General features: G+C 58.0%; 21 protein-coding genes. 8 read left to right on the forward strand and 13 right to left on the reverse strand.

Features of this window, described 5'->3' with window-relative positions; translation table 11 throughout:
• Nucleotides 1-338: 338 nt before the first annotated feature.
• Nucleotides 339-2786 carry a GcvT family protein gene (locus BDE40_RS14920; RefSeq protein ID WP_134015823.1) on the reverse strand — a complete coding sequence of 816 codons (2448 nt, stop codon included), beginning with the start codon at nt 2784-2786 and terminating at the stop codon, nt 339-341.
• Nucleotides 2787-2802: 16 nt separating this feature from the next.
• On the reverse strand, nt 2803-4455 hold the full coding sequence (locus BDE40_RS14925; protein WP_425462402.1) for a trimethylamine methyltransferase family protein: 1653 nt from the start codon (nt 4453-4455) through the stop codon (nt 2803-2805).
• On the opposite strand from BDE40_RS14925, the gene BDE40_RS14930 reads away from it, so the two are divergent.
• Entirely contained in the window at nt 4418-5326 is a 909-nt protein-coding gene (locus tag BDE40_RS14930) for a LysR substrate-binding domain-containing protein (protein ID WP_162848102.1), read from the forward strand. The genes BDE40_RS14925 and BDE40_RS14930 overlap by 38 nt on opposite strands.
• Nucleotides 5327-5569: 243 nt before the next feature.
• Here the strand turns inward: BDE40_RS14930 and BDE40_RS14935 are convergent, their stop codons facing one another.
• Both BDE40_RS14935 and BDE40_RS14940 read right to left on the reverse strand, forming a co-directional pair.
• Nucleotides 5570-6277 (reverse strand): 5-formyltetrahydrofolate cyclo-ligase, encoded by a 708-nt coding sequence (locus BDE40_RS14935; RefSeq protein ID WP_134015827.1) that lies wholly within the window; start codon nt 6275-6277, stop codon nt 5570-5572.
• The gene (locus BDE40_RS14940) at nt 6274-6720 is read right to left on the reverse strand and encodes a nitronate monooxygenase (protein ID WP_211342440.1); all 447 of its coding nucleotides are present in this window, start codon (nt 6718-6720) and stop codon (nt 6274-6276) included. Before BDE40_RS14940 ends, BDE40_RS14935 begins: the two co-directional genes overlap by 4 nt.
• A 369-nt stretch (nt 6721-7089) precedes the next feature.
• Here BDE40_RS14940 and BDE40_RS14945 point away from each other — a divergent pair, with 369 nt between their 5' ends.
• Both BDE40_RS14945 and BDE40_RS14950 read left to right on the forward strand, forming a co-directional pair.
• Entirely contained in the window at nt 7090-8232 is a 1143-nt protein-coding gene (locus BDE40_RS14945; RefSeq protein ID WP_134015829.1) for an alanine racemase, read from the forward strand.
• A 25-nt stretch (nt 8233-8257) separates the two neighbouring features.
• Nucleotides 8258-9052, forward strand: coding sequence for a dimethylarginine dimethylaminohydrolase family protein (locus BDE40_RS14950; protein ID WP_134015831.1), 795 nt, complete (start codon nt 8258-8260; stop codon nt 9050-9052).
• Between the two features lie 106 nt (nt 9053-9158).
• Here the strand turns inward: BDE40_RS14950 and BDE40_RS14955 are convergent, their stop codons facing one another.
• From BDE40_RS14955 to hutI, 6 genes are read right to left on the reverse strand one after another with little or no spacing between them, the layout of a single operon-like run.
• Nucleotides 9159-9962, reverse strand: coding sequence for a phytanoyl-CoA dioxygenase family protein (locus BDE40_RS14955; RefSeq protein WP_134015833.1), 804 nt, complete (start codon nt 9960-9962; stop codon nt 9159-9161).
• Between the two features lie 55 nt (nt 9963-10017).
• Entirely contained in the window at nt 10018-11058 is a 1041-nt protein-coding gene (locus BDE40_RS14960) for an aromatic ring-hydroxylating dioxygenase subunit alpha (protein WP_134015835.1), read from the reverse strand.
• 4 nt (nt 11059-11062) lie between these two features.
• Nucleotides 11063-12733, reverse strand: a complete 1671-nt coding sequence (gene hutU, locus BDE40_RS14965) for a urocanate hydratase (protein ID WP_134015837.1) — start codon at nt 12731-12733, stop codon at nt 11063-11065.
• The gene (gene hutG, locus BDE40_RS14970; RefSeq protein ID WP_134015838.1) at nt 12730-13524 is read right to left on the reverse strand and encodes an N-formylglutamate deformylase; all 795 of its coding nucleotides are present in this window, start codon (nt 13522-13524) and stop codon (nt 12730-12732) included. The genes hutU and hutG overlap by 4 nt, the downstream gene beginning before the upstream one ends.
• Nucleotides 13521-15062, reverse strand: coding sequence for a histidine ammonia-lyase (gene hutH / locus BDE40_RS14975; RefSeq protein WP_134015839.1), 1542 nt, complete (start codon nt 15060-15062; stop codon nt 13521-13523). The genes hutG and hutH overlap by 4 nt, the downstream gene beginning before the upstream one ends.
• The gene (gene hutI / locus BDE40_RS14980; RefSeq protein WP_134015840.1) at nt 15059-16252 is read right to left on the reverse strand and encodes an imidazolonepropionase; all 1194 of its coding nucleotides are present in this window, start codon (nt 16250-16252) and stop codon (nt 15059-15061) included. Before hutI ends, hutH begins: the two co-directional genes overlap by 4 nt.
• Nucleotides 16253-16328: 76 nt before the next feature.
• On the opposite strand from hutI, the gene BDE40_RS14985 reads away from it, so the two are divergent.
• The gene (locus tag BDE40_RS14985) at nt 16329-17693 is read left to right on the forward strand and encodes a formimidoylglutamate deiminase (protein WP_134015841.1); all 1365 of its coding nucleotides are present in this window, start codon (nt 16329-16331) and stop codon (nt 17691-17693) included.
• A gap of 29 nt (nt 17694-17722) precedes the next feature.
• Complete coding sequence (locus BDE40_RS14990) at nt 17723-18391, forward strand: histidine utilization transcriptional repressor HutC (protein WP_246030465.1); 669 nt, start codon at nt 17723-17725, stop codon at nt 18389-18391.
• 188 nt (nt 18392-18579) lie between these two features.
• Here BDE40_RS14990 and BDE40_RS18430 read toward each other — a convergent pair whose 3' ends face one another.
• Nucleotides 18580-18717 (reverse strand): hypothetical protein, encoded by a 138-nt coding sequence (locus BDE40_RS18430; protein WP_246030466.1) that lies wholly within the window; start codon nt 18715-18717, stop codon nt 18580-18582.
• 45 nt (nt 18718-18762) lie between these two features.
• On the opposite strand from BDE40_RS18430, the gene BDE40_RS15000 reads away from it, so the two are divergent.
• The 3 genes from BDE40_RS15000 (at nt 18763) to BDE40_RS15010 (ending at nt 20007) form a co-directional block, all read left to right on the forward strand.
• Nucleotides 18763-19164, forward strand: coding sequence for an SDR family oxidoreductase (locus BDE40_RS15000; protein WP_246030467.1), 402 nt, complete (start codon nt 18763-18765; stop codon nt 19162-19164).
• A gap of 34 nt (nt 19165-19198) precedes the next feature.
• Nucleotides 19199-19522 (forward strand): ATP-binding cassette domain-containing protein, encoded by a 324-nt coding sequence (locus tag BDE40_RS18535; RefSeq protein ID WP_211342441.1) that lies wholly within the window; start codon nt 19199-19201, stop codon nt 19520-19522.
• Between the two features lie 290 nt (nt 19523-19812).
• Nucleotides 19813-20007 (forward strand): hypothetical protein, encoded by a 195-nt coding sequence (locus tag BDE40_RS15010; RefSeq protein ID WP_134015843.1) that lies wholly within the window; start codon nt 19813-19815, stop codon nt 20005-20007.
• A gap of 303 nt (nt 20008-20310) precedes the next feature.
• On the opposite strand, the gene BDE40_RS15015 is transcribed toward BDE40_RS15010, so the two are convergent.
• Complete coding sequence (locus tag BDE40_RS15015) at nt 20311-20976, reverse strand: ankyrin repeat domain-containing protein (protein WP_134015844.1); 666 nt, start codon at nt 20974-20976, stop codon at nt 20311-20313.
• Nucleotides 20977-21030: 54 nt separating this feature from the next.
• Nucleotides 21031-21513, reverse strand: coding sequence for a GlcG/HbpS family heme-binding protein (locus BDE40_RS15020; RefSeq protein WP_134015845.1), 483 nt, complete (start codon nt 21511-21513; stop codon nt 21031-21033).
• Between the last annotated feature and the right edge of the window lie 71 nt (nt 21514-21584).

Here is a 21584-nt window from a genome sequence, read left to right on the forward strand (position 1 = left end):
TATTGGAACGTGGACGATCCGACGGACGACGTCTGCTATTTCATCAATGATCGCATTTTTCATGATTGGCTTCAGTATGCGGGGCGTTAGTCTACCAAAACGGTCTCTGCGAAGCTCGCGGTTTTTCGGCGATTTGAAGCTATTTGAGACGGCAAGAACGTCTCCATGGTTTGCAGATCCGACGTGTCTGGGTTCCGTGAAAGCCTTAATTCGAGTGCAGGTTTTGGTGCAAACGGTGCATCGTTTCCCGACGAAAAGCACCTCTCACGAAATATCGATAGGTCGCACTCGCATTTCGTTTTACCCATCTCATTTACAAACGCGGTATATTCCTACTTTCAACACAGTATTTTTTCGCGTTTGGGATCAAACGGCGGGTGCATAACTACCTTGGCTAAGCTGGTTTGGCCGAAGCTCTGAACAGTCAGCTCCGTTCCTGTCCGGGCTAGATCTGGAGGGAGATAAGCTAAAGCTATCGGTTGCCCCAGAGAATACGCGAAATTGCCTGACGTGGTTTGTGCAACAACCCTATGGTTATGGAACACGGCTTCGCCGCCGAAAACAGTAAGCGGCGAGTCCAACAACAGCACCGCCAGCTTACGTTCGAGTCCGGTTTCTTTCTGGCGTTCCAGAGCATCCCGTCCCAGAAAGTCGCCTTTGGTCCAGTCGATCAGAAAGCCCAGACCCGCCTCTATCGGCGTATAGTCGGGGCTTATGTCTGCGCCCCACGCCAGAAACCGTTTCTCCAGACGAAGCGAATCCACTGCGAAGTAACCCATGTTGATCAGACCTTCGGACGCCCCAGCGTCCATCAAAGTCTCATAAGTGTACTCAAGGTATTCCATCGGGATGTAGAGTTCCCAGCCCAACTCTCCGACATAGGTCACACGATAGGCGAGCGCCGGGGCATAGCCGATGCGAATCTCGCGCGTGGTCATGAAGGCAAAGCCGTCATGGCTGAGGTTGTCGTCACAGACCTTTTGCAGGATCGCGCGGACCCTTGGGCCTTGAACATTCAGCACGCCATAGGCGGAAGTGATTTCTCGGATTGTCACATCCGGGGTGGTGCCGGTGCGTTTGCCAAAGAGTGCAATCCCGTGTTCAAGCCAACTCTTGTCGCGCTCGCCCAAGGCCGACCCGGTGGTCAGCCAGAAGCACGTATCGGACCGTCGGATGATCGTCACATCCGCCTCGATGCCACCGCGGGCGTTACACAGCTGGGTATAGGTCGCACCACCTGTGGGTTTGTCGATATTCGCCACAGCCAGGTATTGCAGAGCCGCACAGGCGTTTGCCCCGGTGATTTCGAACTTGGTGAAGGAGGTCATGTCGGTGATCACTGCCGCCTCGCGTGCGGCCTTGTGTTCACGGCCCACGGTTTCAGATTGCCCCGGGCGGTCCCAGCCGAATTGCGGAACTGCCGGTATGTCGCCATGGGCAAACCAGTTGGCCCGTTCCCAGCCATTCTTCGTCCCCATGACCGCGCCGGCCTGTCTGAGGCTGGAGTAAAGCGGAGAGCGGCGCACCCCGCGCGCACTTTCGAGATCTTTCCCGGGCCAGTGGATGTCGTAGTACCTGGTATAGCTTTCCACCGCCCGGACATGCAGGAACCGGTGTCCGGCATGCAGCCCGCCAAACCGACGCAGGTCAAACGCCCAAAGGTCCAACCCCGGATCGCCTTCCAGCATCCAGTTGGCTGCGGCCTTGCCGGCCCCGCCCGACGCTGCAATGCCAGAGGTGAAGGCACAGGCGACAAAGAAGTTTTCGAGCCCCGGCACCGGCCCCATGACAGGTTCGCCATCTGGCGAGATCGGGATTGGGCCATTAATCACGGTGCGCACACCGAGATCATTCAACAGCGGAATACGATGGGCTGCCGGGAGGAACACTTCCTCCATGCGGTCGATATTGGCATCAAACAGATGCCGGGAGTTTTGCCATGGAAACCCGTCTTTGGGATTGACGCTGTCGGTTGTCTTTTCCCACCCGCCGATGGCCAGCGCGCCGGGCTCCGGCTTGGCGTAATAGCCGCCATCGGGGTCGCGGAAGGCCGGGATGTCATCGGGGATATCGGGGGTCTTTTCGGTTACGAAATATTGGTGCTGCACCACGCCAGCGGGCAGATTGATCCCCGCCATCCAGCCCAGTTGCCGCGCCCAGATACCGGCGGCGTTCACGACGATCTCGGCCTCGATCGTGCCGTGATCGGTGACCACATGGCTGATCCGCGCGCCATCGCGCACCAGATCGGTGACCATGACCTGTTCGATCACCCTGCCACCATATTTTCGAATGCCTTTGGCATAGGCCTGGGTCAGAGAATAGGGGTCAACATGACCATCTTCGGGGATAAAGGCCGCGCCCACCAGATCATCCACCTGCATCAGCGGATAAAGCTTTTTGGCCTCGGACGGGGTCAGCATCTGCATCTCAAACCCAACCGCACGGGCAGAAGAATACGATTTCAGAAGCTCCTGCCAGCGGTTTTCGCTGGCCGCAACCCGCATCGAGCCGACTTTCTTCCAGCCGATCTCCTGCCCTGTATCGGCCGACAACCGATCGAACAGGCGCACGCTGTCGTTCATCAGGCTCATCAGGTTTTGCTGTGAGCGGAACTGTCCGACCAGCCCGGCGGCGTGCCACGTGGCGCCTTCGGTCAGGCGGGTTTTTTCCAGAAGAACCACATCCTGTTCACCAGCCTTGGCCAGATGGTAAGCGATGGATGTTCCAATCGCACCGCCACCGATGACGACGATACGGGCGGATCCGGGGAAAGCTGTGTCCATGGCAAGGTGTTCCTGATTATCCGGGGGCATTGCGACGTCGGCTTTGCCGCCGGGCGCGAACAGGGGCAGTAGGGCCTGTTTCGGCAGGCACCCAGCCGTCGGGCAGGGAAGAGTCTCCGGCCACGATGCCAGGGAAATGGGCCTTGATGCGGGCGTCGGCTTCGGGGGTCAAAGCCGCCGGGTTGGGTTGCCTGGTCAGGATTGCCATGGATTTGTTCAGCGCCCGCTGGTGGATAGTCGAGGCGCCCTGCTCCTCCCACGTCTCGCGCAGTTTCCGGTCTGCAAGTTCGGGCATGAAGGTGGCTGTCGTCATGTTTTCCAGCGTCATCGGCGCATCGGCAAAAATGCCTGCGGGGCCGATCCGCTTAATGTCATCAATGGCAAGCGCCTCTTCGCTGAACTCCACCCCGGCGCGCACGACTTTGACCATCTTCGCAATTTCGTTATCGATGGCCAGCTGACCGAAATCCAGCGACATAAGCGCATCCAGCAGCCCGCCCATGACAATGAAATCAACACCCGATAGCGCGCCCAGAAGCGGTGACATGCCTTTTTCATATCCGGCCTGAGCGTCCGAAACCTTGGAGTTGGTTAGCCCAAGATAACCACCTGCCGGCACGTTGTAGCGCCGCGCCATCTGGCACACGATGGAATTCATCATCCCAACCTCGATCGCCCCCGGCGCGTAGGCACCATCGCGCAGGTCGGCAAACACCGGCAGGAAATTGTAAATCAGTTCGGTCCGTTCGCGCGACATCTGCGCCAGGCACATGGTGGCAAGCCATTCGGCATTGACCATCACCATCATGCCGGGCAGCGACAATGGGGTGTTGATCCCGCCGATCGGGGCCACAGTGCCATAGGCCGTCACCCCGTTTTCAGCAAAAAACATCAGGTTTTCGGTGCTGTCGAAATCCATCGTCAATGGCGTCACGATCGAGCAATAGCCGAAATTGATGAAAGGCCGTTCCCAGAAGGCCTCGGGTGATCCGGCTATCAACTCGCCCAGCTTCAGGATCTGTCTGGCTTCGTCGACACTGACCACTGAGGTGCGCACCGGCTTCAAGCAGTTCTTCAGCGCCGGGTAAAACCGTGACAGGTTGAAATGTCCCTCGGGTGCATCGTCGGCCAAAACCGAAATGGAAAACACGTCGAACCCGTCGAGTTCGTTCACAACATGGCCCAGTCGCGCGATATCCTGTGACGTTGCCCGCCGAGTTAGCCCGGTGACCGGGTCGACAATATCAGGGGCCGAACTGGCCGTGGCCACCACCGGCAGCTTGCGGGGGAAGGTGACGTCGAATTTCGGGTCGCGCCCGCGCAGGGTGATTGTTGGAGGCACCAGGGCCAGATAGCGCATAACCACGTCCGCCGGAATGCGCACCCGCTCGTTTGTCTCGTCCACGGCTGCACCATGTTCTGCAAATCGGTCGCGGGCTTTCTTGTTGCGTACCAAAAGGCCGACGTCTTCGAGGATCTCAAGCGAAGCCTCGTGAATCCGGTCCAGCGCGCTTTCGTCCAAGTACGAGAAATACTGCATCACCACGTCTTTCTGTCTGATGATCAAGGGTTGCGCCGATGCCCCCTTGCGGTCAAACGACCTTTCCTGCAGCCTCGCATTAGAAAACCTAATGCGAACCCAGTTTATGCCTCGTCGCCCTCGTCTCACATATCTGCGTGCCTTCGACGCATCCGCCCGGTACCTGAGTTTTTCGCTGGCAGCGCAGGAGCTTAACCTTACGCAGGCGGCTGTCAGTCAGCAGATCAAGCTTCTGGAGACCGCGCTGGGGGCGTCTCTGTTTCTGCGCCATAACCGGTCGCTGACGCTAAGCGAATCCGGCACGGCCTATTACCATGTGGTGCGTGAAGTGCTGGATCGACTGGATAGCGTCACCGATCAGCTTTTTCCGGACACCGGCAAAACCATCGTGACGGTGCATTGTACGCCGTCGATTGCCACCATCTGGCTGGCCCCGCGAATGCGTGATTTTCATGCTCTGCACCCGAATATCGAGGTGCATCTCAGAACCACCGATATCCTGCCGGACAAGTACCGGGGCCAAAGCAACGACCTTGAGATTGTGCGGCAATCCAGAGATGCAGAACCCGATGAAGCCATGAGCAAACTGTGGGATGTTCAGATCCTTCCGGTGTGTTCGCCTGATTATCTGGCTGGTCGAGGGCCAGTTCGTTCGGCCGACCGCATTTGTGAACTCGATCTGATCCACACCTTGGGTTACGAAAATGACTGGCACCGATGGGCGCGGCTTTACGCAAGCCCGAAAGTCGAAGTGAAATCCGGTTTCTCAGTAGACGGGCTGGTGATCTCGATAGAGGCGGCCTGTCGAGGGGAAGGCGTCATCCTTGGGCGAAAGCCATTGATTGACGATTATCTGCAGGATGGGCGTTTGGTGGAGGCGTTACCAGGTAATCCCGGTCTCACAACAGCGTATTTCATCAAAATAGCAGCTCGCGCTCCAGGACGCCGTCCAATCAAGTTGCTTGCCGACTGGATAGTTGATCAGGCGCATCAGGAATAACGAGAATACGGCCATCCCTCAGAAGGGAATACTGCATCGAAAATGCGGACCAGACATACTGATTTGCGTTCGTCCAGCTTTCACCCGTCTCCGTCGAAAGCAACATCGGCTACTTCATTCATTGCGCCATTGGAACGTGGCCTTGAAACAGCAACGTAAGATTTGGCCGCCTATCTCGCCAACCCGTCAGCGTAATAATTTTTTGAATGTTAAAGCCTGTGGCCCATTCCCGCTCTCATGCTCCTAAGAGCTTGGTGTTATTGCCAGGATCTCATCCTCGGTTACGATGAGATCCATTGCGATGTCATGAGGCTGCGGGTAGATGGTCGCCAGCTTCGCAGACGTATATCCGACACCTATCTTGAGAGGCGATCCGGCCAATGCTGCCAGCGTTCTGTCAAAATAACCGCCACCATAGCCAAGCCGATATCCTTTGTTATCCCAACCCACCAAGGGTGCTAGTGATATGTCTGGTGTGAGTTGTTCCGCGTCGGCGGGCGGTACCGGAATGTTCCAATCGCCACGCACCATTTTTGTCTCTGGCGTCCAAAGTCGAAAGACCAGGGGAGCGGCCTTGGTTTCGACAAGTGGCAGCGCGATGATAACGCCTGCATCGTGCAGTTTGATCATCAAAGGTCGAAGATCTGGTTCGCCCTTAATAGGCCAGTACATCGAGAGGATCTGACCTTTTGCGCCTTCAAACCTACTATGCAGAACGCTCTCAAGCTGACCCGCTAATTGCGCGGAAACCGATGCATGTTCTTCAACGCTCAAAGTCTTTCGCGCGGCCCTCAACTGTTCTCGTTTGGCTTTGCGCCAGCGCGCTACATCAATTGCCTTGTTGGGATCAACAACCAAAGGATCGGAATAGGTAGGGTTAATCTCCTGCGTCAGACAGGGCGGGGATGAAAAAGTACCGTCTTTGGCTTTCTTGGTATCATCACTGGTCATGTTTCAACACTCTTTGAAGATGCAGAACCGCCGTCAAAACAGGCAACTGCCTCGGTGACCATCTGTTTAATACGCGTGCCAGCTGAAACCACATTCCTGATCAGACCGGCATTGTTAGGCATTGCCTCCAGATCACCGGCTTCAGTACCTTGCGCGATAGTGACATCGGCTCCGGCGTCTTCAGCGCGTTGGACCTGCTGTGCTGTTCCGACTTGGTGTAAGACCAAAGCACCCTCGTTCTTGATCCGTGCGACTACGTCTGGAAGCACATCCCAAAAGAACGAAAATGCGGTGATCCCTAGCTCAAAACACTGGTTGATTTGAGCGTCAAGAAGGGCCGTATCCGTTGCTGTAGGGATCAGATTAACCGCGAATGGACGATCTGTTGCCGCTTGCATGGCTTTAACCTCAGATGCGATCAGCTCTGGACTTTCGCTCACCATGCCTAGAGCTGGCCCCCCCCGCGTTCGCAACGGCTGCCGCCAATTCCCAACGCGCAACACCACCCATTCCTGCCAACAAAATCGGAACTTCGCAGCCCAACAATGAGCACAATGGTGTTCGAATCCGTTTCCTAGTTTCGATGGGCATACCCGGTCTCTTGACACACGTATCAGGCTAAGAGGTTTTAGTGGATTGGGCAACAAAGGCTTCGTAACTCCAAGGGCTGATTGTTCAGTACACAGCCGGAGCAGAACTTTTGGAATGCTTCGACAACCGCTTACCCAATTCTTGAGAGGTCTTTTCCATTGTGCATTTGACCATCGCGAGCCATCCTTATCACTCTAGATGTAACGTTTAAGGTAATGAACATGCCCGACCCCCGTCTGTCAGCCCTTACCACGCCCTGCCTACTGGTCGACGAGACCCGCATGGTGCGAAATATTGACAATTTATCCCAGCATGCAGCCAATCTGGGTGTCACGCTACGGCCGCATCTGAAAACGACCAAATGCGTCGAAGCCGCGCGGTATGTGCTGGCGGATGGGACCGGGCCCGCCACGGTTTCAACCCTGGCCGAGGCAGAGGTTTTCGCGCAGGCGGGGATTACAGATATTCTATATGGCGTTGGTATCAGCACGCCCAAGCTTAACCGCGTTATAGCCCTGCACCGCGCAGGGTGTAGAGTGACCGTGCTGCTTGATAACGCCGTGCAAGCGCAGGCTGTGGCGGATGCTTCGCGCGCGGCAGGCATTGCCATCCCCGCGCTTATCGAGATCGATAGCGATGGACATCGCAGCGGGCTAACATCCAGCGATCCGGCCCTGATCGAGGTCGGACGCATTCTTCATGAGGGCGGGGCAGACCTGCGTGGGGTTTTATGCCACGCGGGTGAAAGCTACGGGGCGGTGGGCCGCGCCGCTCACGCCAAATGTGCGGAGCAAGAACGCCTTGCGGTGGTGGATGCCGCAACCGCCTTGCGCGATGCAGGATTGCCTTGCCCCATTGTCAGTGTCGGGTCCACACCAACGGCGCATGGTGCCAAAGACCTAAGCGGCGTCACGGAATTGCGCGCCGGTGTTTACGTGTTCTTCGATCTGGTCATGGCAGGCATTGAGGTCTGCTCGGTTGATGATATCGCATTAAGTGTGCTGACCACCGTTATCGGGCATCAGACGACACGCGGCTGGACCATCTGCGATGCGGGCTGGATGGCGATGTCGCGGGACCGTGGCACGGCAGCTCAGCGCGTCGATCAAGGGTACGGTGTCGTATGTGACGAGGCGGGAACGGTGATCCCCGGCTTGATCGTGTTGCAGGCCAATCAAGAGCACGGCGTGATTGCGCGGCATCCCGATTTCGAGGGTGACACGCCTGATTTTCCCGTGGGCACCCGTTTGCGGATTTTGCCAAACCACGCCTGTGCGACAGCTGCGCAGCATCAACACTATCATGTGGTGCCGGAGCAATCTGGCGCGCCTCTGATGATGTGGTCGCGGTTTGGCGGCTGGTAACGCCGCCCAATTGGAAGGACAGACCATGACGTCGAAAAGTTTTACATTCTCACATGCAATTTGCCGCAAGCCGTCGCGCAGCATCGTTGATGGATTGCGGGCCGTTGACACAGGCGCGCCTGATCTGAAGGTTTTTGAATGCCACCACCAAGACTATGTTGCTGTCTTGCGAGAAACCGGTGCCGAGGTCACGGTGCTGGATGCGCTTGACGACTTTCCGGACTCCGTGTTCGTGGAAGACGCGGCCCTTTGCCTGCAAGAAGGTGCGGTCATCATGCGTCCGGGTGCGCCGTCACGCCTTGGAGAGGCCGCAGCGATGGCCCCGCATCTGGATCAGCTATATGGCGAGGTGCTGCGCATTGAGGGTGATGGATTTATCGAAGGCGGTGACATCCTGACGACGGAGCGTGAATTCCTGATTGGCCTATCGGCCCGCACGGACAATGCGGGTGTGGCAGAGTTCAGTCGTCTTGTTGACCGCTGGGGCTATACCGTGCGGGTTGTTGATACTCCGCCCGACGTGCTGCACTTCAAGACGGATTGCTCTTTGCTGGACGAAGACACGATCTTGTCGACCAAACGGCTGGACGCGTCAGGCTGCTTTGACGGCTACAAGGTGATCCACACGGCCGACGGGGAAGAGGCCTGCGCCAACACCATCCGGTTCAACAATCTGGTTGTGATGCCCGCAGGATTTGCGCGTACCCGCGACCTTCTGGTGCAAGCCGGGTATGACGTGCGCGAGGTGGGCAATAGCGAGGCCGCGAAGCTGGACGGTGGGATGTCGTGCTTGTCGTTGCGATTTTCCCCGACAGCGTAGGGTCTGGATATCGCGCGGCGGCGTTTCGCAGAACGCAAGCAAGGTGGACGTCGGCAAGAGCAAAAACCCGAGCTAGCGGGTTTCTGCTGTAACTAAATAAACCGCGTTAGCTTGCTGGGTCTAGCAACATGGGGAACCAATCCTCGCGCAGACGCTGGCCTTCTTGCATGTCGTGGCCCGGGAAGGGTGGCGACGTTGGGCCGGGGCGTTCGACATAGCGGGCATCATCCCCCAACAGGCGCAAGGAAAACGCGCGGCGGCGCGTGCCGCTGTCATTGCCGCGTGCGCCGTGCAGCGTTTTGTAGTTGAACGCTACGGCATCGCCCGGTTCCATCTCGTATTCGCGGATGTCCATGCCTTCCGCATCCGGGTCCGGCACCTGCATGTAGTCGTCATCATTGGGGTAAAAGCTGGTCTCGGCCAGCCAGCGGGTCGGCAAGACGGGCTTTTCCCAAAGATGTGATCCAGCCACACAGCGCAACGAGGCGTTGCGCACCGGATCAAGAGGCGACCAGAAGCTGACCGTTTGCTCCCCATCGACGAAATAGTAGGGGCTGTCTTGATGCCATGGTGTCGGTTTGGAGGTGCCGGGTTCTTTGACCAGCACGTGATCGTGGAACATCTGGACGGATTCCGACCCCATCAACTCAGCCGCGACGGCAGCCGCAGGGGAGGCTTTGATCGCCTCCTGAAATTCGGGGATGCGCGTCCAGTTGCAATAGTCGTCAAAGAAACGCCCGCCTTCACCCTCTTTGAGGTTCTCGGCGGCGTAGGGGCCGGGCTCCTTCATGTTGCGCTCAACGCCTGCACGAAGCTGTTCAACCTGATCCTTGAACAGCCCTTTTACAAGGACGACGCCATCGCGGGCATAGCTGTCGATATGGTCTTGGGTCAGAAGGGGGTGTGTCATGATATGCTGCCTTTTCAGGTGTGATGCGTCGTGGATCGGGTGGGCCAAGTGTGGCCTATTCGGCCATCTGCTGGTCGACCTGCTGCTCTTCGTTGATCATCGCCTGTAGTTGCCGCCGGAACCGAAGCTGTCCGCCGTCTATTGGCAAGTCGATGTGTGGAGATGTCTTGTTGGCCATGCCTTTTTGAACTTCATTCAGCACATCGCGGTCCTCTTCAAACGCATGTTGCACGTCCTCTGACATCATCTTGGACAGCTCCTCATCGTCAGGGCGGATATTGCGCAACTGGAACCAGTAATAACGGGTTTGCCCTTCGGTGGTGGGCGTCATGAAGTTGTAGCTGTCCATGATGAATGTGTTTTCGTGTAGGGGGCCATCGGGGCCGCCGGTGCCCGCAGGGGTGAACACGGCCTTGATCAACGCATGCGACGGGTAACGCACCTCGTAATGCTGAAGGCGGTCACAGTTGCCTTCGAATTCCACGACCTTCTTGTAGAATGGCGCAGGCTCGTGGTCCATCATCCAGCGGTGAACAATGATGCCGTCATCCGTTTTGGTGATGCGCAGCGGGGTGTCCTTGGTGGCTGCGGCGGCAAAGCTGCTTTGGTGGACCCAAGCGACATGGGTCGGGTCCAGCAGGTTGTCGCACATCAGCAGGTAGTTACAGTCCAACTCCATCGCGGCCCCGCGGTTGATGCCCCATGCAGGGTCACCGTAGTTCTCGATCTCGAAAATGTCGGTCGGATCGGCGAGGGCGGGATTGCCCATCCATATCCAGACCAGCCCGTATTTTTCGTGCAGCGGATAGGCGTGGACTTTGGCATTTGACGGGATGCGGCCAACACCCGGCGCCCAAACGCATTGACCTGCGCAATCGAAGGTCAGCCCGTGATAGCCACATTCCACCGTGTCGCCTTTGATGCGCCCCTTGGACAGCGGCAGTTTGCGGTGCGGGCAGGCGTCTTCAAGCCCGACCAGCTCTCCGGCCTCCGAGCGGAAGACGCAGACCTTTTCGCCAAGCACCATGATCTGTTGCAAGTCGCGGGTGATCTCGTGATCCCATGCGGCGACGTACCAAGCATTCTTTAAGAACATGCGATTATCTCCCCAAGATACCGGGCAGGTTCAGCCCTTTTTCGCGCGCGCAGTCCAGCGCGATATCATAGCCAGCATCGGCGTGACGCATGACACCTGTTGCGGGATCATTCCACAAGACATTTGCGATGCGTCTGTCCGCATCTTCGGTGCCGTCGCAACAAATCACCATGCCGGAATGTTGGGAAAAGCCCATGCCAACGCCACCGCCGTGATGCAGGGACACCCATGTGGCACCGCCCGCGACGTTCAGCATTGCGTTTAGCAGTGGCCAGTCCGACACGGCGTCGGAGCCGTCTTTCATGGCCTCCGTTTCGCGGTTGGGGGAGGCGACCGAGCCGCTGTCCAGATGGTCCCGCCCGATTACAACTGGTGCGCTTAGCTCGCCGGTGCGGACCATCTCGTTGAACGCGAGACCAAGTTTGTCACGCAGACCCAGACCAACCCAGCAGATGCGGGCGGGCAGGCCCTGGAACTCGATCCGCTCGCGGGCCATGTCCAGCCAGTTGTGCAGGTGCGGATCGTCGATCAGCTCTTTGACCTTGGCGTCGGTTTTGTAGATATCCTCGGGGTCGCCAGACAGCGCGCACCAGCGGAACGGGCCTACGCCACGGCAAAACAGCGGACGAATGTAGGCGGGCACGAAGCCGGGGAAGGCGAAGGCGTTTTCCAGCCCTTCCTCGAGGGCGACCTGCCGGATGTTGTTGCCATAATCCAGCGTCGGCACGCCCGCGTTCCAGAAATCGACCATCGCGGCGACTTGAGTTTTCATCGAGGCACGGGCGGCTATCTCGACAGCTTTCGGGTCGCTTTCCTGCTTCTGACGCCATTCCGCGACGGTCCAACCTTGCGGCAGATACCCGTGGACAGGGTCGTGGGCGGAGGTCTGGTCGGTGACCATATCAGGCTTCACGCCGCGCTTGACCAGTGCGGGGAAGACATCCGCCGCATTGCCGATCAGCGCCACGGATTTGGCCTCACCTGCCTTGGTCCATTTGTCGATCAGGGCGAGAGCCTCGTCCAGATCGTGGGTCTTTTCATCGACGTAGCGTGTGCGCAGACGGAAGTCGGCTCGGGTCTCGTCACATTCGACAGCGAGGCAGCAAGCACCCGCCATCACTGCGGCCAGCGGCTGCGCGCCACCCATTCCGCCAAGGCCACCTGTCAAAATCCAGCGCCCTTTGAGGTTGCCGTCATAATGCTGGCGACCCGCTTCCATGAAGGTCTCGTAGGTGCCTTGCACGATGCCTTGCGTCCCGATGTAGATCCACGAGCCAGCCGTCATTTGACCGTACATCGCGAGGCCCTTTTTATCGAGCTCGTTGAAGTGATCCCAAGTCGCCCAATGCGGCACCAGATTGGAGTTGGCGATCAGGACACGCGGTGCATCTTTGTGGGTGTTGAACACGCCGACGGGTTTGCCCGACTGCACCAACAGCGTTTGTGTATCCTCAAGGTCTTTCAGGGTGGCGACGATGGCGTCAAAATCTTCCCACGTCCGCGCCGCGCGCCCGATGCCGCCATAGACCACCAATTCGTGCGGGTTCTCGGCCACATCGGGGTGCAGGTTGTTCATCAGCATCCGCATCGGGGCCTCGGTGAGCCAGCTTTTGGCGGTAATTTCGGAGCCGGTTGGCGGGTAGACGTCACGCAGGTTGTGGCGGGAATTGGTCATGTGTTCATCTCCGGTGCGGTGTCATTCAGGGCGTGAAGGATGCCTGTCAGGCAGGTGCGCAGACGCGCGGCTTTTTCGGTGTTATAAGTCCAAGGTGGGGTCTCGTCGGTCAGGTAAGCCGATTGTGCGATTTCCATTTGGATTGCGTGCCACCCCTCGGCGGGGCGACCGTAGTGGCGGGTTGTCCAACCGCCTTTGAAGCGACCGTTCAAAATGCTGGTATAGCCGGAAGCAGACGCGGCAAGTTTGTGAACGACCTGTTCGATCTGCGACGCGCAGGTTGCGCCTGAATTGGTGCCGATGTTGAGATCGGGAAGCGTGCCTTCAAAAAGGAACGGAATGTTCGAGCGGATTGAATGGCAGTCATACAGGATCGCCAGCCCATGCAGATCGCGCACGCGGGTCAACTCGGCGGTAAGAGCCGCATGATAGGGCGCGTGAAACGCGTCGCGGCGGGTGTTGATGTCTTTTGCATCTGGTGGCGTGTCCCAGATGTCCAACCCGTCGAAATCCGTTAACGGAACCAGCGTTGTGGTGTTTTGACCCGGGTACAGGCTCTCGCCTTGCGGATCGCGGTTGGCGTCGATGACATAGCGGTGGAAGTTGGCGGTGACGGTGGTCACATCCGGCAAAAGCCCGTCGTAGAGCTGGTCGATATGCCAGTCGGTATCCGCCAGCTTGCGGCCATTATCGTTGAGCTGCGCGCGGATACCTTCCGGCACATATGTCCCCGTATGGGGCAACCCGAGGACGATCGGGCCGCTTCCTTGGGTGACGCTTACGGGGGTCATTCCGCCTGGCCTTTGACGAAGGCCGGCAGGTCCACGGATGCGGCAAGTGCGCCAGTTTCGACCAGTGTCGCAGCGGCTTCGATGGACGGCGCCATATAGCGGTCCTCGACAATTGAGGGCACCTGCGCGCGCAGGGTCGCCATCGCGGCTTTCAATGGGTCACTGGTCTGCAGTGGCGCGCGGAATTCGATGCCTTGCGCGCCGCACATCGCCTCGACCCCGAGGATCACATTCAGGTTCGCGTTCATCCGCAACAAGCGTCTTGCGGCGTGGGCGGCCATGGACACATGGTCTTCTTGGTTGGCGGACGTTGGCGTGCTGTCGGTGGTGCAGGGATTGGCGAGGTGCTTGTTCTCGCTCATCAAGGCGGCGGTTGTGACTTCGGCAATCATTAGGCCGGAGTTGAGGCCGGGATCAGGGGTCAGGAACGGTGGCAGGTCGAACGACAATGTCGGGTCGACCATCAGCGCCACGCGCCGTTGTGCGATTGCGCCAAGCTCGGATATCGCGACGGCGATCTGGTCGGCAGCAAAGCCCACAGGTTCGGCATGGAAATTCCCGCCCGAGACGATCAGGTTGTCATCCACCAGCACCAGCGGGTTGTCGGTGACGGCATTGGCCTCGATCTCCAGTGTGCGACCTGCGAAATGCAGCAGGTCCATCGCCGCACCTGTTACCTGCGGTTGGCAGCGGATGCAGTAGGGGTCTTGCACGCGGGTGTCGCCGTCCACATGGCTTTCGCGGATTTGCGAGCCTTCCATGAGGGCGCGCTGCGCACGCGCCACGGCGATCTGTCCGGCATGGCCGCGCAGGGTGTGGATCGCGTCCTGCAAGGGGGCGGTGGACCCCATGATGGCATCAGTCGACAGCGCGCATGTCAGCACGCAAGTCGCCGCGTTGCGCCACGCGCCCCACAGGCCAACAAGGGCGCAGGCGGTGGAGAATTGGGTGCCGTTGATCAGGGCGAGGCCCTCTTTTGCGCCCAAAACGATGGGGGTTAGGCCCGCTTTGGCAAGTGCTTCACCGGCGGGCATGCGCAGGCCGCCGAATACGGCCTCGCCTTCGCCGATCATGGCTGCGGCCATATGGGCGAGGGGGGCCAGATCGCCCGATGCGCCGACAGAGCCTTGGCCGGGGATCACCGGTGTGACGCCCTTGGCCAGCATGTCTTGGAGGATATCGACCGTGGTCATGGCCACGCCGGATGCGCCGCGACCAAGTGACAGCAGTTTCAGCACCATCATCAGCCGTGTTGTGGCCTCGTCCAGCGCCTCACCCACGCCGCAGCAATGGGACAGGATCAGGTTGCGTTGAAGAGTGGCCACATCCTTCGCGGCGATCTTGACGCTGGCGAGTTTGCCGAAACCCGTGTTCACACCGTAGACGGCAGCGTCGCCATTTGCCGCATTTGTGACAAGGGCCTGCGCGGCTTTGATACCAGCGTGTGAGGAGGGGGACAGGACCACGGCGTGTTTGTTGGCCCAGATGTCTTGCAACTGCGCCAAGGTCGCCGCACCGGGTGTGAGTGTAATTGTCATAGCGATCCCTTAAAGATGCGATTGTGAAGCGGGTTGAACCCGATGCGGTAGGCAAGTTCAGCCGGATGTGTCGCATCCCAGATGCACAGATCGGCGCGTGCGCCTGCGATGATCCGGCCACGATCCGTGACACCAAGGGCGCGCGCGGCGTGAACCGTCATGCCCAACAAAGCCTCAAGCGGAGTCATGCGAAACAAGGTACAGGCCATGTTCATCGTCAGCAGTGGCGAGGTCAGCGGCGAGGAACCGGGATTGCAATCGGTGGCCAGTGCCATCGGCACGCCGTGGTCGCGGAAGGCTTGGATGGGCGGGCTTTGGGTCTCGCGCAGTGTGTAGAATGCACCGGGCAGCACAACGGCGACGGTTCCGGATTTCGCCAAAGCTTGCGCATCGGCGTCGGTGGCATATTCCACATGATCCGCGCTGAGGGCGCCGTAGTGTGCGGCCAGTTGCGTGCCGCCGATGTTGGACAGTTGTTCGGCGTGCAGCTTTATCGGCAAATCCAGCTCAACCGCCACATCGAACACCCGCGCAATTTGAGCGGTATCAAAGGCGATCCCCTCGCAAAATCCATCCACTGCATCGACCAAGCCTTCGGCATGGGCGGCGCGCAGGGTCGGGATGCAGATATCGTCGATATAGGCGTCTGGCTTGTCTTTGTATTCGGGCGGCACCGCATGTGCGCCAAGGAAACTGGTGCGCAGGTCGACGGGGCGGACCTGTGCAATCTGGCGGGCGACGCGGAGCATCTTCAATTCTGTCTCGCGGTCCAATCCATAACCGGATTTCACTTCGATGAGGGTGACACCTTCGGCGATCAGCGCATCCACACGAGTGAGGGCGTCTGCCAGCAATTCTTGTTCGGTGGCGATGCGCGTAGCCGTCACGGTCGAAACAATTCCACCGCCAGCACGGGCGACTTCTTCGTAACTGGCACCGTTCAAACGCAGCTCGAATTCCGTGGCACGATTGCCGCCAAAGACGATATGGGTATGACAGTCGATCAACGCGGGCGTGACAAGCCGCCCACCGAGATCAAGTGTCGTGTCACAGTGGTAAGCAGGTGGAACGTCCGCAGCATTGCCGACCCACGAGATTTTCTCACCATCCAGGGCAATGGCACCTTCTTCGATCAATCCGTAATCTTGATTGTCTCGCAGGGTTACAATTTTTGCGTTGGTTAAGAGCATGGGTCGACTCACTTGCAAATTAACGTGCTTAATGTTTTTATGTGCGTACATAATAACATGTCAAGCGGAGTGACTGATGCAAACCATTTGGGCTGAGACGGCGCTACTGCCATCGGGATGGGCCGCAGGCGTACGGGTTGATATTGATGTGCAGGGACGCATTTGTGGCGTTCAGACAAATGCGCCTGCACATGGCACGCGTGTTGGGATGCTGCTGCCTGCGCCTGTGAACGTTCATAGTCATGCGTTTCAACGCGCAATGGCAGGCCTGACCGAAAGGCGCGGCCCCGACCCGAGTGACAGCTTTTGGACATGGCGCCAGTTGATGTTCCGCTTTCTTGATCGCCTTACACCTGACCACATCGAAGCGATCACAGCTTTTGTGCAGATGGAAATGCTAGAGGCGGGTTATGGTGCGTCGGTCGAGTTTCACTATTTGCATCACCAACCGGGCGGGGTGGCCTATGACAACATCGCAGAGACATCTACACGGTTGCTGGCCGCTGCGGATCAAACGGGCATGGGTCTGTGCCTCTTGCCCGTTCACTATCAATATGGCGGATGTGACCAGCGCGCTCTGACGGCGGGACAAATCCGGTTTGGTAATACGATGGAGCAGTTTCAAGCGCTTCATGATGCGGCATCTGCCAACTTTACTGGCGCGCCAGCTGACAGCGCAATTGGTGTTGCACCGCATTCTTTGCGGGCTGTCGGCATAGAAGATCTCAAAACGTATAACGCGATATTCCCAAACGGGCCGATACATATGCATCTGGCGGAGCAAAAAGCAGAAGTCGTTGAAGTCGAGCAACATTGGGGCGCACGGCCTGTGACATGGGCGCTGGAAAATATGGAACTCGACCCGCGTTGGTGCTTGATCCACTGCACCCAGATGACCGTGGAAGAAACCATCGCTCTTGCGGGGTCAGGCGCGGTTGCGGGTCTTTGCCCGATTACGGAAAGCAGCCTTGGAGATGGAATTTTCGACGCTGTGCGTTGGGTGGAAAATAACGGTGCCTTTGCCATCGGGTCTGACAGCAACATCCGCATTTCGCTGAGTGAGGAGTTGCGCACGCTGGACTACTCGCAGCGCTTGCGTGATGGCACGCGCGCCGCCCTCGCTTCACCAGATAAATCGACGGGCCGTCGCATGTATGATGGTATTCTGAAAGGCGGTGCGCAGGCATCAAGACGCCAGACAGGTTGCATTGAGGTTGGATGCTGGGCTGACCTGCTCTCGCTTGACACAACTTCCGAACATCTGTTGGGCAGGGTGGGCGACACAGCACTAGATTCTTGGATTTTCGCAGGCGACGATCGGTTGGTTACAGATGTTTGGTCAGCGGGCCGGCATATGGTAGAGGACGGCCAGCATGTGCAGCGGGCAAAGATTGTTACTGCCTATAAACAAGTGATTAACGCATTGAGAGACGACTTGTGAACACACCTTCCTTTCGGAATTGGCAAAGCGTGCAGGATGAAGTGCTGCGACGTATTCATGCGCGAGAATGGGCGCCCGGTGATTTGATCCCAAATGAGGCTGATTTGGCGATTGAGTTCGGGTGCGCCCGTTCAACAGTGAACCGTGCGTTGCGGTCATTGGCTGAAAGCGGTCTGCTGGATCGTAAGCGAAAAGTGGGAACGCGGGTCGCGGCGCAACCTGTTGCCAAGGCCACGCTGGATATCGCAGTGATCCGGCATGAAGTCGAAGAACATGGTGCAAAATACGGCTATCAATTGATCGCACGTGATATTGCCATACCGCCCCTCAGCGTCAGTGGTGCCATGAAAACCAAGGCTGACGACAAGCTACTCCACGTTCGCGCGCTGCATCTTGCAGATGATGAGGCCTATGCGATTGAGGATCGGTGGATCAATATACGCGTAGTTCCAGACGCCGAAGCTGAGATGTTTCAATCTGTAAGTGCGAATGAATGGCTGATGAAACACGCGCCTTACACGCATGGTGAAATTGCATTTTCTGCTGCGCAGGCATCAACCGGAGACGCAGAAATCATGGGTGTCGCCGAAAACAGTGCACTATTTGCAATTGACCGTTTGACTTGGGACAGCGCCGCGTCGGTTACAAAAGTAAGGCTCCTGTTCACACCAGGGTACCAGTTGCGAACCGGTCTTTGACTTTGAAGTCTTGATGGGTTGACCGCGCTCTTACGGTAGCTCGGCCCGTTGGTCCCTAAACGCAGCTGATTTCTTTGATTTGATCATGCTGAGTGAAAACCGAAAAGCGTTTACTTCCCGGACGGTGCTTAGTTGCCCATAGAGGTCGTAGAGTGTGCGGATGGTCGTGGCTTCTGCGCTGTTTAACTTCAACGTTCTGCCATCCGGATCAAAACCCAGAGGCACGTTGCCGCCCATCCAAAGCCCCCGCGCTTCGAGGCTGCAATCTTGTCGCGGATGCGGTCTGTTGTCTCTTCACGTTCTAACTGCGCAAATGTCAGCAGCATGTTCAGGGGCAGTTGCCCCGTACTGGTCGCTGTGGCGAAGGATTCGTGCCCGGCCTTTTGCGCCGCGCGGACAGCCAAGGCACCGCATCAATTCTGAACATGGCGTCCATGGCATCATCGGAAAAAGGGTTCCCTAGTCGCACGGCCTACGGCGCGACCAAGGCCGCTGTGATCGGGTTAACCAAGGCGATTGCCGCCGATTTCGTAGCACAAAACTTGCGTTGTAACGCGCTATGCCCCGGCACGGTCGACACCCCATCACTACAAGGGCGCATCACGTCCGCGCCTGATCCTGTGCAGGCGGAAAAAGACTTTGTAGCGCGACAGCCAATGGGTCGTTTGACAACCGTCGACGACCTGACGCCAACGATTGTGCATCTATTGTCGGATGGCGGTAGCTTTGTGACCGGGCAAGCCGTTTTGGTTGATGGTGGCGTCACGATCTAACGACGCGATCCAAGGTTTGGGAGGGCCGAAAATCATGACGTATCTTGTGGAAATGAAAGGGATCGAAAAACGCTTTTCGGGTGTTCACGCCCTGAAAGCGGTGCAATTCGATCTGAAACCCGGAGAAGTCCATGCCCTCATGGGGGAAAATGGCGCGGGGAAATCCACTTTGATGAAGATCATGTCCGGCATCTATCCCCGCGATGGCGGTGAGATGTTTGTTGATGGGAAACAGGCGCTGCTGCTTATAACGCTTGGCGTGCTGTTCCTCGGTGGGTTGCTGGCTCGCAAGAATGGTCACCTCACACGTTTTTCGCGCGTCGCGATGCTGTTGCTTCTCGGAGTTCTTGTGGGATAGGCCGGTTTGAACATCGTGCCCCAATACGCCTCGGACTTATTAGAGCCGGTTTCTGTCGTAGCTTTGACGATGGTTGCCTTTTTACTTGGTGGCGAGCTGACGCGTGAGAACATGACCAGCAATGGGCGGGCAATCTTTTCGATCTCGCTGAGCGTCGTGATCGGGACAACTTTGGCCATCTGGGCAGGCTTCACTGCATTTGGTCTCGATCCTTCCTCGCGCTCTAGCTTGAACCAATTGCGACGGCAACGGACCCCGCTGCGATCTCAAAAGTTATTTGCCAGTCTGGTATGCGCAACGGATTCACCTCGACACTCAAAGGCATTATCGCAATTGATGATGTTTGGGGCTTATTTGTTTTCAGCATCTGCCCTGCGCTTGTGGATCAGTCTGGCGGCTGGGCGGCACCGATGCTGGGGGCGGGGCGCGATATGGGGGTGCAATTCTGCTTGGTCTGTGAGTTGGCATCCCGTCCGCCTTCCTGACGGGTCGCTTAGCCCCCGTGAACCGCTCCAGACAGAGGCGATAGCTGCAGCGTCCTTCAAACAAAAGTCCGCTCTTGTTTCCGTTGCGCCAAAAGCGCCGCTCCTGCAGAGAATGCCTGCGTTCCGCCCCGTGTAGATGTGAAAAGGAATACTTTGCCGCCAAATGGCCTGAAGGTCTGCCATGCGGGCATTGTGAGCTTCCGCTGTGGTCGCGCCAACGATGGCCATGGGACGGTGGCACGAGTTTGTTGGGCGCGGTGAACCTGAAAACACCACGCCTTGATAGGGTCATTTCCAGACCCCTTATTTCAGGATTTCGATCATTTCGGAGTAGCCGCGTGATGTGGCGTGTTGCAGCGGTGTGACCCCATCGCGATCTCCGATGGATTTATCTGCACCTGCATCAACGAGGATTTGCACTGTCTTGATATGATCTGCGCCACCGTCGCCCAATACGACCGCTTCAATCAGCGCCGTCCATGCCAGATTATTGATATGATCCAGCGGCGCGCCACCTGCAACAAGACGCGCGACAACGTCGTGATGTCCAAGGTGGGCGGCGGCAATAAGTGCTGTGCCGTCATAAACGCTGGTGATCAGGTCCGGCGCGTTCCCAAGTTCCATTGCCAGTGACACCATTTCGGGATCGTCCGCGACGGCTGCGATGGTCAGCACGTCATAGACCTGATTTTCCAAGGCATTCATATCCGCGCCACCGTTTGCAAGTGCTGCAAGCGCATCATCATGTGATGCAAAGGCCGCGATATGAGTGGGCGTGCGCTGGGACCGGTCACGGATGCCCACATCAGCACCTGCTGCGATCAGACGGTTAATCTCATCAACGTCGCCTTGATGGGCGGCAAGATGCAAACCTGTGTATGACGCGATGTCGGACGCGGACGGGGCAGTCTGTGCGTGCCCGGAACCGGCAGTGCCGAATGCCAAGGCGAGTAGGAGGGAGCGAAACATGATGTTGCCTTTCAAGCGTGGGTGCCCGTCCCCAAAAGGGACGGGCCAGCCGGGTTATTCGGCGCCGATTGCGTCAAGACCTGCACGGGCGCACGTCTCGTCGATAGCACCTGACGGTGCGCCACCGACACCGATGCCACCAACCAATGCGCCACCAATCCGGATGGGCAGACCACCAGCCTGAATGACCAGGCGGCTGTCCATATCGCGCAGTCCACCGTTTTCCGGGTTGCTGCCGATGAAGCCCGCAAGACCTGCCGTGTCACGACCCATGCTGGCGGATGTGAACGCTTTGCCTGTGCTGGAGCCGACAGTATGCGGGCCTGCGTTGTCCGCGCGCAAATGCACTTTGGTCACACCGCTGCGCGCAACGATTGCGACGCTGACGTTGTGGCCTTCGGTAGAGCACGCGGCGACGGCGGTTTGGGCGGCTGTGGTCGCCATATCGAGCGGCAGGTAAGGCGCTGTGGGCAGGTCTTCGGCGAAGGCCGCGATGGGTGTCAGGAGGGCAGTCGCAAGAGCAATAGAACGGATCATTGTGTGTTTCCTTTTGTTGAACTGATGCTCTGTTTCTAATTCGCCGCTGTGATCGGCGATATTCGTAGCAT

Source organism: Litoreibacter halocynthiae (assembly GCF_004365635.1).
In the GTDB taxonomy this organism is placed as follows: Bacteria; Pseudomonadota; Alphaproteobacteria; order Rhodobacterales; family Rhodobacteraceae; genus Litoreibacter; species Litoreibacter halocynthiae.

Bases quoted from the DNA above. Each gene is read 5' to 3' on its own strand.
- BDE40_RS14940 (WP_211342440.1), bottom strand. From the start codon at position 6,720: ATGGTGAGCGAAAGTCCAGAGCTGATCGCATCTGAGGTTAAAGCCATG.
- hutG (WP_134015838.1), bottom strand. From the start codon at position 13,524: ATGACCCCCGTAAGCGTCACCCAAGGAAGCGGCCCGATCGTCCTCGGG.
- BDE40_RS14950 (WP_134015831.1), top strand. From the start codon at position 8,258: ATGACGTCGAAAAGTTTTACATTCTCACATGCAATTTGCCGCAAGCCG.
- BDE40_RS14985 (WP_134015841.1), top strand. From the start codon at position 16,329: ATGCAAACCATTTGGGCTGAGACGGCGCTACTGCCATCGGGATGGGCC.
- hutH (WP_134015839.1), bottom strand. From the start codon at position 15,062: ATGACAATTACACTCACACCCGGTGCGGCGACCTTGGCGCAGTTGCAA.
- BDE40_RS14920 (WP_134015823.1), bottom strand. From the start codon at position 2,786: ATGGACACAGCTTTCCCCGGATCCGCCCGTATCGTCGTCATCGGTGGC.
- BDE40_RS18535 (WP_211342441.1), top strand. From the start codon at position 19,199: ATGACGTATCTTGTGGAAATGAAAGGGATCGAAAAACGCTTTTCGGGT.
- BDE40_RS18430 (WP_246030466.1), bottom strand. From the start codon at position 18,717: ATGCTGCTGACATTTGCGCAGTTAGAACGTGAAGAGACAACAGACCGC.
- hutU (WP_134015837.1), bottom strand. From the start codon at position 12,733: ATGACCAATTCCCGCCACAACCTGCGTGACGTCTACCCGCCAACCGGC.
- BDE40_RS15010 (WP_134015843.1), top strand. From the start codon at position 19,813: ATGCGCAACGGATTCACCTCGACACTCAAAGGCATTATCGCAATTGAT.
- BDE40_RS14960 (WP_134015835.1), bottom strand. From the start codon at position 11,058: ATGTTCTTAAAGAATGCTTGGTACGTCGCCGCATGGGATCACGAGATC.
- BDE40_RS14935 (WP_134015827.1), bottom strand. From the start codon at position 6,277: ATGACCAGTGATGATACCAAGAAAGCCAAAGACGGTACTTTTTCATCC.
- hutI (WP_134015840.1), bottom strand. From the start codon at position 16,252: ATGCTCTTAACCAACGCAAAAATTGTAACCCTGCGAGACAATCAAGAT.
- BDE40_RS15020 (WP_134015845.1), bottom strand. From the start codon at position 21,513: ATGATCCGTTCTATTGCTCTTGCGACTGCCCTCCTGACACCCATCGCG.
- BDE40_RS15015 (WP_134015844.1), bottom strand. From the start codon at position 20,976: ATGTTTCGCTCCCTCCTACTCGCCTTGGCATTCGGCACTGCCGGTTCC.
- BDE40_RS14930 (WP_162848102.1), top strand. From the start codon at position 4,418: ATGCGAACCCAGTTTATGCCTCGTCGCCCTCGTCTCACATATCTGCGT.
- BDE40_RS14955 (WP_134015833.1), bottom strand. From the start codon at position 9,962: ATGACACACCCCCTTCTGACCCAAGACCATATCGACAGCTATGCCCGC.
- BDE40_RS14945 (WP_134015829.1), top strand. From the start codon at position 7,090: ATGCCCGACCCCCGTCTGTCAGCCCTTACCACGCCCTGCCTACTGGTC.